The sequence below is a fragment of the Arthrobacter sp. TS-15 genome, from assembly GCF_006964045.1.
GTDB lineage: Bacteria > Actinomycetota > Actinomycetes > Actinomycetales > Micrococcaceae > Arthrobacter.
In genome coordinates this window covers 1-13,553 of sequence record NZ_SDXQ01000064.1, presented here as the reverse complement: position 1 = coordinate 13,553, position 13,553 = coordinate 1, and the positions used below count along the sequence as shown (strand labels likewise).

The 13,553-nt window shown below is 62.2% G+C and carries 16 protein-coding genes; 14 read left to right on the top strand and 2 right to left on the bottom strand.

Annotation, left to right across the window (positions count from 1 at the left end; all coding sequences use genetic code 11):
• Positions 1 to 113: 113 nt before the first annotated feature.
• Entirely contained in the window at positions 114 to 254 is a 141-nt protein-coding gene (locus EU811_RS24450) for a hypothetical protein (RefSeq protein ID WP_238703514.1), read from the bottom strand.
• A gap of 625 nt (positions 255 to 879) precedes the next feature.
• Here EU811_RS24450 and EU811_RS21745 point away from each other — a divergent pair.
• The 4 genes from EU811_RS21745 to EU811_RS21730 are packed head-to-tail and all read left to right on the top strand — an operon-like array spanning position 880 to position 3,425.
• On the top strand, positions 880 to 1,443 hold the full coding sequence (locus EU811_RS21745; RefSeq protein WP_142940355.1) for a hypothetical protein: 564 nt from the start codon (positions 880 to 882) through the stop codon (positions 1,441 to 1,443).
• Positions 1,440 to 2,417: a hypothetical protein gene (locus tag EU811_RS21740; RefSeq protein ID WP_142940354.1), complete on the top strand. Its 978-nt coding sequence runs from the start codon at positions 1,440 to 1,442 to the stop codon at positions 2,415 to 2,417. The genes EU811_RS21745 and EU811_RS21740 overlap by 4 nt, the downstream gene beginning before the upstream one ends.
• Entirely contained in the window at positions 2,410 to 3,000 is a 591-nt protein-coding gene (locus EU811_RS21735) for a hypothetical protein (RefSeq protein WP_142940353.1), read from the top strand. The genes EU811_RS21740 and EU811_RS21735 overlap by 8 nt, the downstream gene beginning before the upstream one ends.
• Positions 3,001 to 3,002: 2 nt before the next feature.
• Positions 3,003 to 3,425 carry a hypothetical protein gene (locus tag EU811_RS21730; RefSeq protein ID WP_142940352.1) on the top strand — a complete coding sequence of 141 codons (423 nt, stop codon included), beginning with the start codon at positions 3,003 to 3,005 and terminating at the stop codon, positions 3,423 to 3,425.
• 171 nt (positions 3,426 to 3,596) lie between these two features.
• Here the strand turns inward: EU811_RS21730 and EU811_RS21725 are convergent, their stop codons facing one another.
• The gene (locus tag EU811_RS21725) at positions 3,597 to 3,878 is read right to left on the bottom strand and encodes a helix-turn-helix domain-containing protein (RefSeq protein WP_142940351.1); all 282 of its coding nucleotides are present in this window, start codon (positions 3,876 to 3,878) and stop codon (positions 3,597 to 3,599) included.
• Between the two features lie 357 nt (positions 3,879 to 4,235).
• Here EU811_RS21725 and EU811_RS23620 point away from each other — a divergent pair, with 357 nt between their 5' ends.
• The 10 genes from EU811_RS23620 to EU811_RS21680 form a co-directional block, all read left to right on the top strand.
• A complete protein-coding gene (locus tag EU811_RS23620; RefSeq protein WP_160147684.1) occupies positions 4,236 to 4,382 on the top strand; it encodes a hypothetical protein in 147 nt (48 codons plus the stop codon).
• Positions 4,372 to 5,448, top strand: coding sequence for a CHAP domain-containing protein (locus tag EU811_RS21720; RefSeq protein ID WP_142940350.1), 1,077 nt, complete (start codon positions 4,372 to 4,374; stop codon positions 5,446 to 5,448). Before EU811_RS23620 ends, EU811_RS21720 begins: the two co-directional genes overlap by 11 nt.
• Positions 5,445 to 5,957: a hypothetical protein gene (locus EU811_RS21715; RefSeq protein WP_142940349.1), complete on the top strand. Its 513-nt coding sequence runs from the start codon at positions 5,445 to 5,447 to the stop codon at positions 5,955 to 5,957. Before EU811_RS21720 ends, EU811_RS21715 begins: the two co-directional genes overlap by 4 nt.
• 43 nt (positions 5,958 to 6,000) lie before the next feature.
• The gene (locus EU811_RS21710) at positions 6,001 to 7,524 is read left to right on the top strand and encodes a chromosome partitioning protein ParA (protein ID WP_142940348.1); all 1,524 of its coding nucleotides are present in this window, start codon (positions 6,001 to 6,003) and stop codon (positions 7,522 to 7,524) included.
• 33 nt (positions 7,525 to 7,557) lie between these two features.
• Positions 7,558 to 8,166, top strand: a complete 609-nt coding sequence (locus tag EU811_RS21705) for a DUF6668 family protein (RefSeq protein ID WP_142940347.1) — start codon at positions 7,558 to 7,560, stop codon at positions 8,164 to 8,166.
• Positions 8,167 to 8,179: 13 nt separating this feature from the next.
• Positions 8,180 to 8,449, top strand: coding sequence for a hypothetical protein (locus EU811_RS21700; protein ID WP_011777317.1), 270 nt, complete (start codon positions 8,180 to 8,182; stop codon positions 8,447 to 8,449).
• Positions 8,450 to 8,476: 27 nt separating this feature from the next.
• Positions 8,477 to 9,211, top strand: coding sequence for a hypothetical protein (locus tag EU811_RS21695; RefSeq protein WP_142940346.1), 735 nt, complete (start codon positions 8,477 to 8,479; stop codon positions 9,209 to 9,211).
• A complete protein-coding gene (locus tag EU811_RS21690) occupies positions 9,208 to 10,506 on the top strand; it encodes a hypothetical protein (protein WP_142940345.1) in 1,299 nt (432 codons plus the stop codon). The genes EU811_RS21695 and EU811_RS21690 overlap by 4 nt, the downstream gene beginning before the upstream one ends.
• The gene (locus tag EU811_RS21685; RefSeq protein ID WP_142940344.1) at positions 10,493 to 12,001 is read left to right on the top strand and encodes an SCO6880 family protein; all 1,509 of its coding nucleotides are present in this window, start codon (positions 10,493 to 10,495) and stop codon (positions 11,999 to 12,001) included. The genes EU811_RS21690 and EU811_RS21685 overlap by 14 nt, the downstream gene beginning before the upstream one ends.
• Positions 12,001 to 13,553: helicase HerA domain-containing protein (locus tag EU811_RS21680; RefSeq protein WP_142940343.1), on the top strand; the 1,553-nt coding region annotated here is incomplete at its 3' end. The genes EU811_RS21685 and EU811_RS21680, both read left to right, overlap by 1 nt.

Here is a 13,553-nt window from a genome sequence, read left to right as displayed (position 1 = left end):
ACAAAGGTAGATCTGAAAGGATCAACCTTCACGATTTACAATCTGAGCGCCGGGAAGCAATCCAGAATGTAAATCACTAGCTTCGAAGGCCCGCCTAGTGCGGGCCTTCCTCGTTATGAGGCTAAGCGCCCTAGCGGGAACTCCTCCTGCTGGGGAACTGCGTGCAGCTTGGTGTTGGCCAGGCGTTCCTCAACCAAATCGGACAGCCAGTCGCTTACATACTGGTAACCCTCCGCCTTTGCAATCTGGTCCATTGCATCCGCTTTGGGAGTTGCGATGCGGAATCCGACGAATTTGCGGTCGCCTTTGGAGCGTCTGCCTGTACGTGTAACTGGAGCCATCATCCCTGTCCTTTGAACTGGGCCGCGGAAGCCGCCGCTACTTCAATAGATTGGTCGAACCAAGTGCCACCTGGCCCTAAGTTGGCGGCTGCTGTACAACCGGCCATCTCTGAAACTGAAACTACCATCGCGCGCCTTCTGGCAGTGGCATTGAAACAGAAACACCCTCCGGCGTGTTGAAGAAACAGAGTTAAGTGGCGGAGCCCTTGCATGGAGGTTTGCCATGACGCCAGAGCGTCGGCGTGCCCGATGATGGACAGCTTGGGATGCGGACCCGCATTGGGCATGCCACCGCCAGCTTCCATGCGCCGGAGCGCGTGACGGTGACTAAACCGCGGTCGCCGACGATCGCTGATGCTAGCAATGCATGCCCATTGCCTTTCATGTGAGGCGTGCGGCGCGTGGTGGCCACTCTGCTAGCTCGAAAAGCTGGCAAACCCATACGCGTCAATCCAGCCTGCTTTTGCCGTAGTTAGGATGTGACATATGTACTTCCTCATTTCCATACTAAGTTGATCATGATTGTTAAGAGTTAATCATGCTCAAGACAAATCCTATTGCATCATCCAGTCAGTTTGCAGAGCGGCACCTTGGCCGCCTCGGGAGATTCGCCTCCTCTGGGCTGGATAGGCGTCGAGCAGCCCGCAGAGTATCCGCTTTCACCCGGATACTGGAACTGCCGTCGCCTCTAAGCCTGGACAAGCTCCTGCGGTTTGTTGAACTGGTTACGGAGAGGCCCATCCAGCTCTCGCGGAGGGATGACCTGCTGGATGTGGACATGTCAGGTTTTTGGCATGAGGGCGAGGACGTAAACCGTCTATTTCATGTGGGCGACCGATCAGAATTCGCCGGCGAGATGAACATCCTGCACGAGATCTCGCACGTTCTGCTTCAACATGATCCTGAGCCTCTCACGGGGGAGGAATTGGCTGTCGTTTTCCCGGATCTAGACCCGCGGAAGGTGCTCCATGGATGGAGGCACACCAAGCTCCGGACCGGGATCGAAGCAGAGGCGGAGCTGCTGGCGGACCACCTCTATGCCCAAATCCGCTCCGGAAAGAGGGAAGAAGAGATCTTGGGCTTTGGAGATGTAATCGGTTGACCCTCGCTGGTGTTGTCCTGATCATTGCCGCCTTCGTTCTTCTGCTGTCGTCCGCGGCGATGTATGTTTCCCGGGGTCTCCGGATGCATGGTTCGTGGATCTACGGCAGCTTCTTTGGCTCGCTCACCGCCATCTTCCTTGTCGAGCCGATTTTTTATGCCGTGGATGCAGCCCTGGGAGGTGTGAACTACCTTGCCTTGGCCCAGCGGGCTTTCCTGACGGCGACCCTGCTCTCAATGCATATAGGCATCTGGCGGGCCATGGCCCCTTCGCAACTAAAGCGTCCCGTCATTTTTGCTTGCGTCATAGCAGCGGCCAGCTATGGCGGCCAAGTGATGCTGTTCATCCTGGCAGCTCCGTCGTTTAGCAGTTCGGGTATGCGGCAATACGAAAGCAATCCGTTGGTCGCCACCTATAGCCTTCTGATGCTTGCGCACCTTGCCACAGTGGCCTTTTCCGCGATGCGCCTGAGTGTGCGCTACAGACCGCGTCTCAAGTCTTTGCGCCGGCGTCGGTCGCTGGCATTCGTAGCCCTTGGGTCCGGCTTTGCCCTAGCCGTCGCGCTGATCCACGCCACAATCACCTTGACCGATCTGGTTGGATCCCCACCCGACATCCTCGGAACGCTGGAACGGATCTTCACAGCCAGCGCCGCCATTGTTTTCGCTTTGGCCATCGGGATCCCCACGTTTCCCCGGTGGCTGGGCTCCGCCAGGAAGGACTTCATCGCCCGGCGGGAGCTCTGGAACCTCTGCCCGGTGTGGGCCAAGCTGCAACCGGAAATTGACCAGTACGTCATCTGGCCGTACCGCGGCCGGCTGATGGAAATCATGAGCCGGGACCCCGCCATGCGAAGGCATCGAAGGGGCGTCGAAATACGTGACTGTTTTGAATCGGATGCAACCCTAGAAGGTAGACTCTCTGAAGCCGAACTGGCGACAATTCGAACGATGGAAGTTAACACACATGCTTGACCAGCAAACCAGCCCAGGACCTGCGGCAGAAGCCGTTAGCCGGATTCTCCACCCTGCGGTCTTGCTCCTGGCGGCAGCGGTTGCAACGGCCATCAGCGCTCCAGGATCCGTTCCCGCCCTCGTCTCCACCCTGGCGGCACTGGCAGTCGTGATCCTCCTTGGCGTATTGGTCTTTCCGCGGATCGGCAAGTCCTTGGGCTGGCCAGAAGAGCGCAGGAAGACGAGGAGCTTCATGGCTTGCGCGGGCGTGCTTGGCCTTGGCCTGATCGTGACGGCCCTGTTGGGAGCCCCTGCGCTGCTCATCGCCAACGGCATCGCCTTCTTCGTCGGAGCAACGCTCATCGCTCTGGGCCGGTCACGGTGGAACATTTCTGTGCACACCGTCATCTTCACCGGCATCGTGCTGGGCCTCGGAACATCGCTGTCTCCACTGTGGTTCGCGGCTTTGATTGTGCTGCCGGCCCTTATCTGGTCACGAGCAGCCTTGAAGCGCCAGAACGTTGCCCAGTCGCTCTGGGGAAGCGCCATTGGAGTCGTCGCATGGCTCGCATACCTGCTTAGCCTGTCGTTGCTCGGAGCATAACGGTGGCGCCCAACCTCAACGAAGCGCGGGACGCCTGGCGTCAGACCCTGTCGGAGCGGCTGAATCTCCTGCTCGACGTGATGGTGGCCAGTGGGGGAGAGCCCTACGAGTTTGAAGACATCCGGCGAGGCCTGCAAGAGCAAGGCGTGACTCTGTCTCGCTCGCGCTGGCTGTACATGCGTGACGGCACCGGAGCCACCGTGACGGATGAACGACTGCTCACGGCCTTGGCCAACTTCTTCGGGGTGAACCCCGCGTACCTCAACGACTTCGAGACCGAGATTCCCGAACGCATCGAAAAGCAGCTCAAGTCGCTAAAGACGCTCCGCGAGAAGAGAGTGAAGAAATTCGCTGCCCGTAGCCTCAAGGGCGTCTCACCTGAGAAGTTCCAAGCGATAGCCAGAATCCTGGACGAAGACGACTAGAACACTCACGGCACACTCATGTTGAGCATGCTTTTTTATCTTGAGCATGCTCAAGGTAGGCTATTGGCGTGCCTACGATCCAGCAATTTGATTTACCCCCACCCGGCGGTCAGGGGGCGGCGCTCTCGCGCGAGCGGATGCCTTGCCTGTGGTTGGGATTCGCTCGCGCCGCTAGTCCTCAGGTTGGACTTCGTCGAGGCCAAGTGCCCGACCCAGGATGGAGTAGCGTCGGGCCACCTCATCGGCGTCGACGGTGTACCTGACCCGCTGGCCATTCCGCTCTTCTGAGGCCGGCGGATCCGCCATTAGTACCCCCTCGGCCTCCAGTTGCACCAGGTTGTTCTGTGCCGTCGGGACCCCAATTTCCAGCCCCTTGGCCACTTCACCCCTGGTGGCCGGCCCCGATTTAGCAAGGTAGCCAACAATGGCCACTTTTGTTGAGTTGCTGAACACGCTAATTGCCCGCTCTGTACTGGATGGGATTTTAGGGCGGGAGTAGCGGGGCATGGTTCTTATTTTGCCGCATCCCCACCCAAGAGACCTCATCAGATTAGCGGTTAGTTAAACTATTCGCTAGTCTGGAGCTATTCACCCACATTCATCTCCGGCCCTCACCACTAAGGAGGCGTTATGCGGCCCACTGTTCACTTGCTAGATCCCAGGCACCCGTTCGACGGCGTAGCTGTAGAGATGCCAGTGAATGGGAAGCGCGCCCAGGCTCCTTTACGAGAACAAGAAATACAAGCCCGGCCACGGCATCCCAACTGGGCAGTTTGACAGGCGCTACTAGTGCAGCTGGGGGCAGTAGATATGGAAGCAGTACCCAGGGGATGGATTGTGAAGAACACGTTCGGTGCAGTGTGGACCGTGAATGCTTTGCTGTTTACACACGACGAGGACGGCCTGGAGCACTTCCGTCTCTGGATGCCTGCAGCTGGAGCCCCTGATGCGGCGTAAGTCGCTGGGTCTCCTGGCTCTTATTGCCGTCCCCAGCCTGTTCTTTGGGCTGATCTTCTCATTCGTCCTGCTGCTGGCACCGGCGAAACCTGCTGCAGCTGATTGCGGCCCGGTGTCGGTTGTCGTTGACGGCAACACGAAGGTTGATGGGTATTCAGCGGAGCAGTTGAAGAACGCCGCCGCTGTCATGGGAGCAGGCAAGGCGCTGAACCTTTCAGTGAAGGGCCAGACCATCAGCATCATGGTTGCCCTGGGGGAGTCGGGGCTGCGTGTCCTGGACTACGGGGACGGTCCCGGCCCGGATTCCCGTGGCCTGTTCCAGCAGCGCGACAACGGCGCGTGGGGCTCCTACAGGGACCGCATGGACCCGACCATCAGTGCCACGAACTTCATCAAGGCCCTGCAGGCTGTACCGGGCTGGGAGCTGTTGGAACCGACCATCGCCGGTAACAAGGTCCAGCGCAACGCCGACCCGTACCACTATCAGAAGTACTGGCCCGAAGCGGTCAAAATCGTCCAGGCCCTCTCGGACGGGAAGTTCTCCGTTGAAGGAAGCGACTGCGGGATCCCGGGCAAGTCCGGAGCCGGAGATGACTACCCCTGGAAGGACTCTCCGACCTGGTTGCAGGTCGGGGCAGGCTCAGCTGCTGCCTCGCCTTTGGGCATGTTCTACCGCGAGTGCGTGGACTTCGCCTTGTGGCGGGTGAACCAGCAGATGGGTTCCACCAGTGCACCGTTCAAGTTCCTCAACGGGACCTTCCGCCCGGACGGGCAGGGTCTCGGCTCTGCTTTGACGTGGAAGGCCGGCTGGGATGCCAAGGGCTGGCCCTCCGGTAAGACACCCCGCGTTGGCGCTGTCGTCTGGTACGCCCCGGGCACCGGGGGATCGGACCCGACGTTCGGCCACGTGGCCGTGGTCAAGGAAGTCAAAGACGACGGGACCTACGTCGAGGAAGGCTACAACGGCAACCCGCCCCCGGATGACCACAACTACTACACCCGGACCGTCAAAAGCAGTGTTCCCTCCGCGTTCCTGTACCTGCCCAACCAAGAGGAGAAGAAGTGAAAAAGCCCCTGGCCCTCATTGCAGCGGTAGCTCTGCTGTGCGCCGGATGCGCACCAGCGTCTAACACCACACCGGCACCGACGGAGACCACGGCCACGCCCTCAGCTCCGGTCTCATTGAGCGTCGACAGCGGCCCACAAGCACCGGGCGGGACCGTCCCTCCCACCATTGGCATCTCCTGGGATCAAGCCAGCAAGGATCAGGCCGTGGACGTCGCGCAGAAGGCCATGGCCGACTTCGCCCGCCCGACGGCCAAGGAACAACAGTGGGCCAATGATCTTGCCCGCTGGCTCACCCCGCAGGCCACCGCCGACTACTCAGCGGTGGATCCGGCGAACATTCCAGCCAGCCGCGTCACCGGCCCGGCCAAGCTGACCGTCGATGAAGCCAACGGCTACGGCGTCATCGCCACTGTCCCGACCGACGCCGGGACCTACACATTGCAGCTGCTCCGCACGGGGAAGGACGCCCCGTGGAAGATCAATCGGCTGACACCACCAGCGTCCTAGAGGTAACCCCTCTTCACCTCTCACACGTAAAGGAAGAAAGTTCATGAGTACTGCATCAACTGAGGTCCTGGCCTTTCCCAACATCAAGGCCATCGTCCGCGACAACGGAACCGCCGAAGTCGTCGTCGCCGGTAACTCCCGCGTCGTCCCCGACGGGGATACCCTGCAAGACCTCCGGAACAACGCCCTCGCCCTCGTCGTGGGCGAAGCACAGACGCTGCAGCGCCCGGTACGGGTCCAGATCGAGGATCCCGAAGGACACGGCGAACTGATCGTGCACCCGGACAACAAGATCGAATCCGTCTCTTACGAGCCGCGCCCGGCACGCCGCCGGGCCCAGGCCCCCGCGACCACGCCCGAGACCGTATCACCGGCCGTCATTGAAACAGTCCCCGTAACGGCCCCGGAACCGATCCCTGCTCCCGCACAGCCCGCCACCGTCGAAGCTACGGCAGCGGCAGTGGACCGCCAGCCGTGGCCGCCCACGCCCGTAGAAGCCGATGTAACGACGGATATCCAGGTCAGCTCCGGGCCTGCCAGCTCAACCACGCAGCGGATCATCGATGCAAAAGAACCGCAGGCCGCTGTGACCGGTCCTGAGGAACCGGCAACACGGCGCAGCTTGAAGGAAACCTCGTTCCTGGTCAGCGCTCCGGTCCTGGAGCCAGCCACACAGGGCTGGCGGGGGACACTGACCCGGCTCGGTTTCCGCATGGACCCCTCTCCTGAAGAGCTGTCCGAACGCGAAGATATCCGCACCGTGAGCCAGCACTGGCCCGGTCCCCGGACCATCGCCGTGGTCAACCGCAAGGGCGGGGCAAACAAGACACCCACTGTCGTGATGCTCTCTGCCATCCTTGCCCGCTACAGCGGCGCGGCCACCGTCGCCTGGGACAACAACGAATCCCAAGGCACCCTGGGCTGGCGCACGGAAAAGGGCGCGCACAACCGCAGCGTCCTGGACCTGATCGATTCCTCCACGGAACTGCTGTCCCCGTCCACGAACGCAGCCGAAATCGCTAAGTTCGTGCACCACCAGACGGCAGACAAGTTCGACGTGCTGCGCTCAGATGAGAACGAAGAAGGCGACCACGAAGTCACCGCCGAGGAAGTCGACATCGCCCACCAGGTGCTGACCCGTTACTACCGGCTGGTGGTCATGGACTCCGGTAACACCGCCCGGGCTGCGAACTGGCGTCGGATGATCGACCACACCAACCAGCTGGTCGTTCCGGTCACCGCTATCGAGGACCGCGCAGAGGCCGCCAGACTGACACTGCAGACTCTGGAATCCCGTGGTGGCCACGACGCTGAACTGGCCCGCAACGCCGTCGTCATCGTCTCTGAATCGACCGATGCCAAGCGCAGCATGACCGGCGACGCCCTCAAGCGAGCAAAGGCCGAAGCCCAACGGATCGCTGACGGATTTGAGCCGTTCGTCCGGACAGTCGTCCGAATTCCCTACGACCCCGCCCTGGTCAACGGCCCCATCCGCTACGAAGCCCTCCAGCCCGCAACCCAACGGGCATGGCTGGCCGCAGCTGCCGCCGTCGCCGAAGGCTTCTAAACAGTCACTACCGAACGGAAGGAAGGAGGAACCATGCAACTGTCCCTGAACCCCTGGGTCACCAGCCCGGCCGAGAGCATCGAAGAAGAAACACCTGACGTGCACGTCCCGCCGGCTGCCGTGATCAGCACACCGCTCAAGGGCATGGTCGAACCTGACACCGCAGATCGTCTGGCCAGCCGCACCATCACCGGCACCGCCGCTCTGTGGGTCGTCGGGAGCCATGGTGGAGCCGGTGAAAGCCGCACCGCTGACCTGCTCGAGGGAGCACGCCCGACCGGGCACTGCTGGCCTGTCCTGCAGGACGGCAGCAAGCCCCGCGTGCTGTTGGTTTGTCGTGCAGACATGCGCGGCCTCACCGCCGCTCAAAGCGCTTTGACGCAATGGGCCTCCGGTGCCGCCCCTGCTGTGGAGTTGCTCGGCCTCGCCGTCCTCGCGGACGCGCCGGGAAAGACACCCAAAGCGCTCCGCGATTTCACGGCCATCGTCGGCGGGGGAGCGCCCCGTCTCTGGACTCTTCCCTGGGTCGAGGCATGGCGGCACGGAGACTCCACCACAACACCAACGGCCCGCGAATACCAACGCTTCATCACCGACGTAACCGCCCTGGTTACCGAAACCAGCCCAAGCACCAACCACTGAAAGGTCACTCATCATGAACTCGATCACCGCAATCACCACCAGCACCATCCCGAACCCGACACCGGTCGTACCCGCTGAAGCCGGCGGACTGCTCACCGTCCTGAACTGGGCCTCCGGTATCGGCCTCGTCCTAGGTGTTCTCGGCGTCATCATCGTCGGCATCACCATGGTCATCCAGCTCCAGCGCGGAGAAGGCGGCCAGTCCCTGGCCAAGCTTGGCTGGGTCCTGCTGGGCTGCATCATCATCACCGGTGCCGCAGGCATCGTCCGCGCCTTCGTCTAATCCAGCACCAACAACGGGAGGTTCACTATGAGCCAGTCAACAGAGAGCACCACCGAAAGCAATCCGTTCACCAAACCCGGTTTCATCATTGCTGCCGCGCTGGTGGTCGCGCTGATCGCAGCAGCCGTCGTGATCTTCCTGCTCCCCAAAGGACAGGGAAACGCCCTACCAGCCCCGGCAGAATCCAGCAGTGCCGCCACAGCTGAACCCAGCGTATCCGCCGTGTCCGGCAAGAGTGTCTGCGGACTGCCAGCGTCCGCCGAAACGGCATTGGGGAAGGCTCCGGCGAGCAAGTGGGAACTCGTTGGAACTATGGCGGCCCCGACAGATCCCAAAGTCGGCCCGGGCAAGACCGATGACCAAGGCATGAGGTCTTGCTTCGCCCACTCTCCGCAAGGGGCGCTATACGCCGCAGTGAACCTCTGGGCCCTTGGCAGCGATCCCTCAAAAGAACGCGCCATTGCTGACCAGCTCGCAGCTAAAGGTCCTGGCCGAGACGCAGGCATGAAGGCTTCGCAAACGGCCGCGCCGCCGACAAACGTAAAGGTTCAGATTGCGGGGTTCAACGTTTCATACACAGCGAACCAAGCGGTGGTAGAGCTCGCATTCAAAGCTGACACCGGCGCTCTTGCATCCGTCCGTACAACCCTTCTCTGGCAGGACGGGGACTGGAAGGGCGTCGTCGCTGACAACGGTGCACCCCTGGAAGAACCGCGCCAGATCCGCGATCTTTCAGGATTCATCCCTTGGAGCGGCGCATGAGGCCGGTATGGAACCCGGTTGGAGATTGGATCTCCGGTCTCACTGATGACGCCATGGGCAACATGGCCAAAGCCATCCTTGAGGGCATGAGCCAGATGGTCACAACTCTGTCCACCTTCTGGGTTTCAACTCCAACGGTGAACCTGACCAGCCAAGATGGCTCTACAGCCAGTCCTGTTGTTTCAATGGTCAACAGCGAGTTGATGCCATGGACGTTGGCTCTGGCAGTCCTGGCCGTCATCCTCGGCGGTATCAGGCTGATTTGGGAGCAGCGCGGAGCACCCCTAAAGGACCTGCTCCGTTCCTTGGTCACGCTCACCTTGGTATCCGGCCTGGGCCTAGGAGTGATTTCGATCCTGGTGATCGCGGCGGATGCCTTTTCTGCCGCGATCATCAACCGTTCCACGGACGGCAAGGGCTTTGCCGAGTCGATGCAGCTGTTGATCTTGACGAATCAGACAGGTGTCGGGGTTTTCATCCTGATCGTTCTGGGTCTCATCGGCCTGCTCGCGTCTCTCGTGCAGATCGTACTGATGGTCGTTCGCAGTGGCATGTTGGTGATTCTGGCGGGCATTCTTCCGACCACATCCGCGTTCACGAATACGGAGATGGGAAGGCAGTGGTTCCAGAAAGCAGTGGGCTGGACCATCGCTTTCATCCTCTACAAACCAGCCGCAGCCATCGTCTACTCCGTCGCATTCCTGCTCATGGGCGGCAAGGGCCAGGACGCCTTGATCGGCTCCATCACTGGTTTCACGTTGATGATCGTGGCGTTGTTCGCGCTGCCTGCTCTGATGCGATTCGTTACTCCCATGGTCGGGGCCGTAGCCTCCGGCGGAGGTGCCGGTGCGGGAGCAGCCGTCGGTGCCATTGCCACAGGGGCCGTCTCCCTTGGACGCGGGGGCAGTGGCAGGGGCAACGCGTCCCCAACCCCTTCATCGTCAACAAGCACATCGAACACCCAGAGCACGCAAACCGGCAGCTCGCCCAAGGGCAGCGATGGAACATCCGGCCCACGAGGAGGGGGAGGGCAACCTACCCCGGGCGCTACGGGACCGGGCGGAGCTGCTGGAACTGCTGGAGCAGCCAAGGCAGGCACGGCAGGAACCGCTGGATCCGCAGGAGCGGCAACTGGTGCCAGTGCAGGGACGGCCGCAGCCAGTGGGGGAGCAGCGGCAGCTGGCCCGGCTGGTGTGGCTGTAGCTACAGGAGCAAAGGTGGCGTCCGCGACGTCACAGGCAATCGAAAAGACCGCGCAGGATTCAACCGGGGAGGGCCCCAGTGGCAGCAATTAACACCGAATACAAAGAACCGTCCTACGGCAACTGGCGCGTACCGCGCTCAGCCGGGCTGGCCAACCTCAGCGCGCTCAGTACAGTCATCTTCTTTGGCGGGTTGTTGGCGGGCATTATCAGCTTCGCTATTTGGGGCCTGTTCGTCGGCCTGGGCGTCCTTGCCTTTGCCGGTCTCAGCTTGCTGTTGCTGACAGTCAAGGACAAGCATGGCCAGTCCGTTGTTGACCGTGCCGGCACTCGTTTGGCTTTCAAGATCTCCCGTTCCTCGGGGACGAATCTCTACCGTTCCGGCCCGCTCGGCGTAACGCCGTGGGGCATGTACCAGCTCCCCGGGTTGGCTGCGAAGTCGACCCTGTACGAGTTCACTGATTCCTACAAGCGCCCGTTCGCCCTGCTGCACGTACCCACCACGGGCCACTTCACCGTGATCTTCTCCACCGAACCTGACGGGGCATCACTGGTTGACCCTGAGCAAGTCGATGCGTGGGTCGCGAACTGGGGCGGCTGGCTCGCCGGACTGGCCGATGAGGCCGGGCTGGACGCCGCAGCTGTCACGATCGAGACCGCCCCGGACTCGGGGTACCGGCTGCGGAACGAAGTACTGATGAACATCGACCCGGAAGCACCCGCGTTCGCCCGGGAGATGCTGAACGAGGTTGTGGCCACCTACCCGGAAGGATCGGCAACGGTCCGCGCCTGGGTTTCGTTGACGTTCAACGCCGCGATCCGTACAGGTGCGAAGAAGCGGACGCCTGAAGAAGTCGCCCGTGACCTGGCCTCCCGGATCCCCGGCCTTTCGGCACGGCTGCAGTCCACCGGGGCCGGGATCGCCCGCCCGACAACCGCGCAGGAACTCTGCGAGGTTGTACGGATCGCCTACGATCCTCCCGCAGCGCTGATCATCGATGAAGCCCATGCTGCCGGGTCCCCGGTGTCCCTGACCTGGGGCGAGGTCGGACCCACCGCGCACCAGTCCAACTGGGAGAACTACCGGCACGATTCCGCGTTCTCGGCGTCCTGGACCATGACAGGTGCCCCGCGTGGATCGGTGAATTCCTCGGTCCTGTCCCGGTTGCTGGCCCCGCACGGGGACGTTGACCGCAAGCGCGTGTCCCTGCTGTACCGTCCGATGGATTCGGCTCGGGCCGCTGCCGTGGTGGAACAGGATCAGAACAACGCCAACGTTCGTATCACCTCCGGAACCCGCCCGTCCGCCCGCGCCTTGGTTGATGCGCGATCAGCGGCGCAGACCGCGCAGGAAGAAGCACAAGGGGCCGGGTTGGTGAACTTCGGTGTGGTCGTCACGGCCACCGTGACGGATCGGGAACGTCTTCCAGACGCTGTGGCTGCTGTGGAACAGAGTTCCGGTAGCGCCAGGTTGTTGCTGCGTCCCGCTTACGGTGCGCAGGACACGGTGTTCGCCGCGTCCCTGCCTCTGGGCTTGGTGCTGCCCGAGCACAGCATGGTCCCGTCCGAGATTAAGGATGCACTGTAATGACCCTCCCGAAACTCTTCCCCCGTTCCTCGAAACACAGCACTACTCGGGTCAAAGCTGAGCCGAAGAAGGCTGAAAAGCAGCCCCGCCCTGCCGGTCCTGGTGCCCGTGGCTGGCCCGGTCGCGGCGGCGGCATGGCCCAGCTCGTCCCCTCCGTGAAGCAGTACCGGGGAACAACTGTTCAGGTCTGCGGGCTGTGGCCGTTCTCCTCCGGAGCGTCCTCGCCCATGATCGGTGTCCCGCTGGGGCGCCACGAGGAAACACAGGCCACGGTCTGCTGCGACCCGATCAGCTGGTTCCAGCGCGCCCGGCTGATTTCCAACCCCTCGGCCTTCATCCTCGGAAAGCCCGGTTTGGGAAAGTCCACCGTCGTGCGTCGGATGTTCATCGGGCTCTCTGCCCAAGGCGTTCATCCCTTGATCCTCGGTGACCTCAAGGGCGAGCACGTCAAAGCCGTCCGGGCCCTCGGCGGGCAGGTCATCCGGCTCGGCCGCGGTGTCGGGTACCTGAACATCCTCGACCCGGGCCAAGCCGTTGAAGCCGCCCAGCTCCTTGAAGACAACGGCCACCCTGAGGACGCCGCACGCGTCCGTGCCGACGCGCACGGCCGCCGCCTGACGATGGTCGTTTCGCTGATCACGATCAGCCGCAACAACCCGCCCACCGATCAGGAGCAGACAATCCTGGACCGGGCCTTGCGGGTCCTCGATGAGCGTTTTGAGGGCATCCCGGTGTTGAAGGACCTTCTGGACGTGATCGTCTCCGCTCCGGACGAGCTCCGGCAGGTCGCACTGGACCGGGGAGACATGAACATCTACCTGCAGGAAACCAGAGCGTTGGAGGCAACCCTGCTCGGTCTGACCGGTGGCGGGAAGCTGGGGGAAATCTTCTCCCGCCAGACCAGCCAGCCCATGAAGCGAGACCGTGCCGTGGTCTTCGACGTCTCCAGCATTGACGAGACCGAGACAGACCTGCAGGCAGCCGTCCTGCTTGCGTGCTGGTCCTACGGTTTTGGCACGGTCAACGTTGCCAACGCTCTCGCGGACGCCGGTCTGGAACCGCGCCGGAACTACTTCGTGGTCCTGGACGAGCTGTGGCGGGCGCTTCGCGCCGGTAAGGGCATGGTGGACCGTGTGGACGCTCTGACCCGGTTGAACCGCTCCGTAGGTGTTGGGCAGATCATGATTTCCCACACCATGTCTGACCTGCTGGCCCTGCCGGCAGAAGAGGACCGGATGAAAGCCCGCGGCTTCGTCGAACGCTCCGGCATGGTCATCTGCGGCGGCCTCCCCGCCTCTGAAATGCCGCTGCTGACCTCGGCCATTCCGCTGTCCCGGCAGGAGCAGCAGAAGCTCATTGGCTGGCAAGACCCGCCCGCGTGGGACTCACGCGGCGTCGACGTTGAACCTCCGGGCCGGGGAAAGTTCCTGATCAAGGTCGGTGGCCGTCCCGGGATCCCCGTCCAGGTCGGTCTCACGTCCTTGGAGAAGGGCCCGGAAGGCGTCAACGACACCGACGGCAAGTGGCATGCTAACAGTGAGAAGTTCGCGTG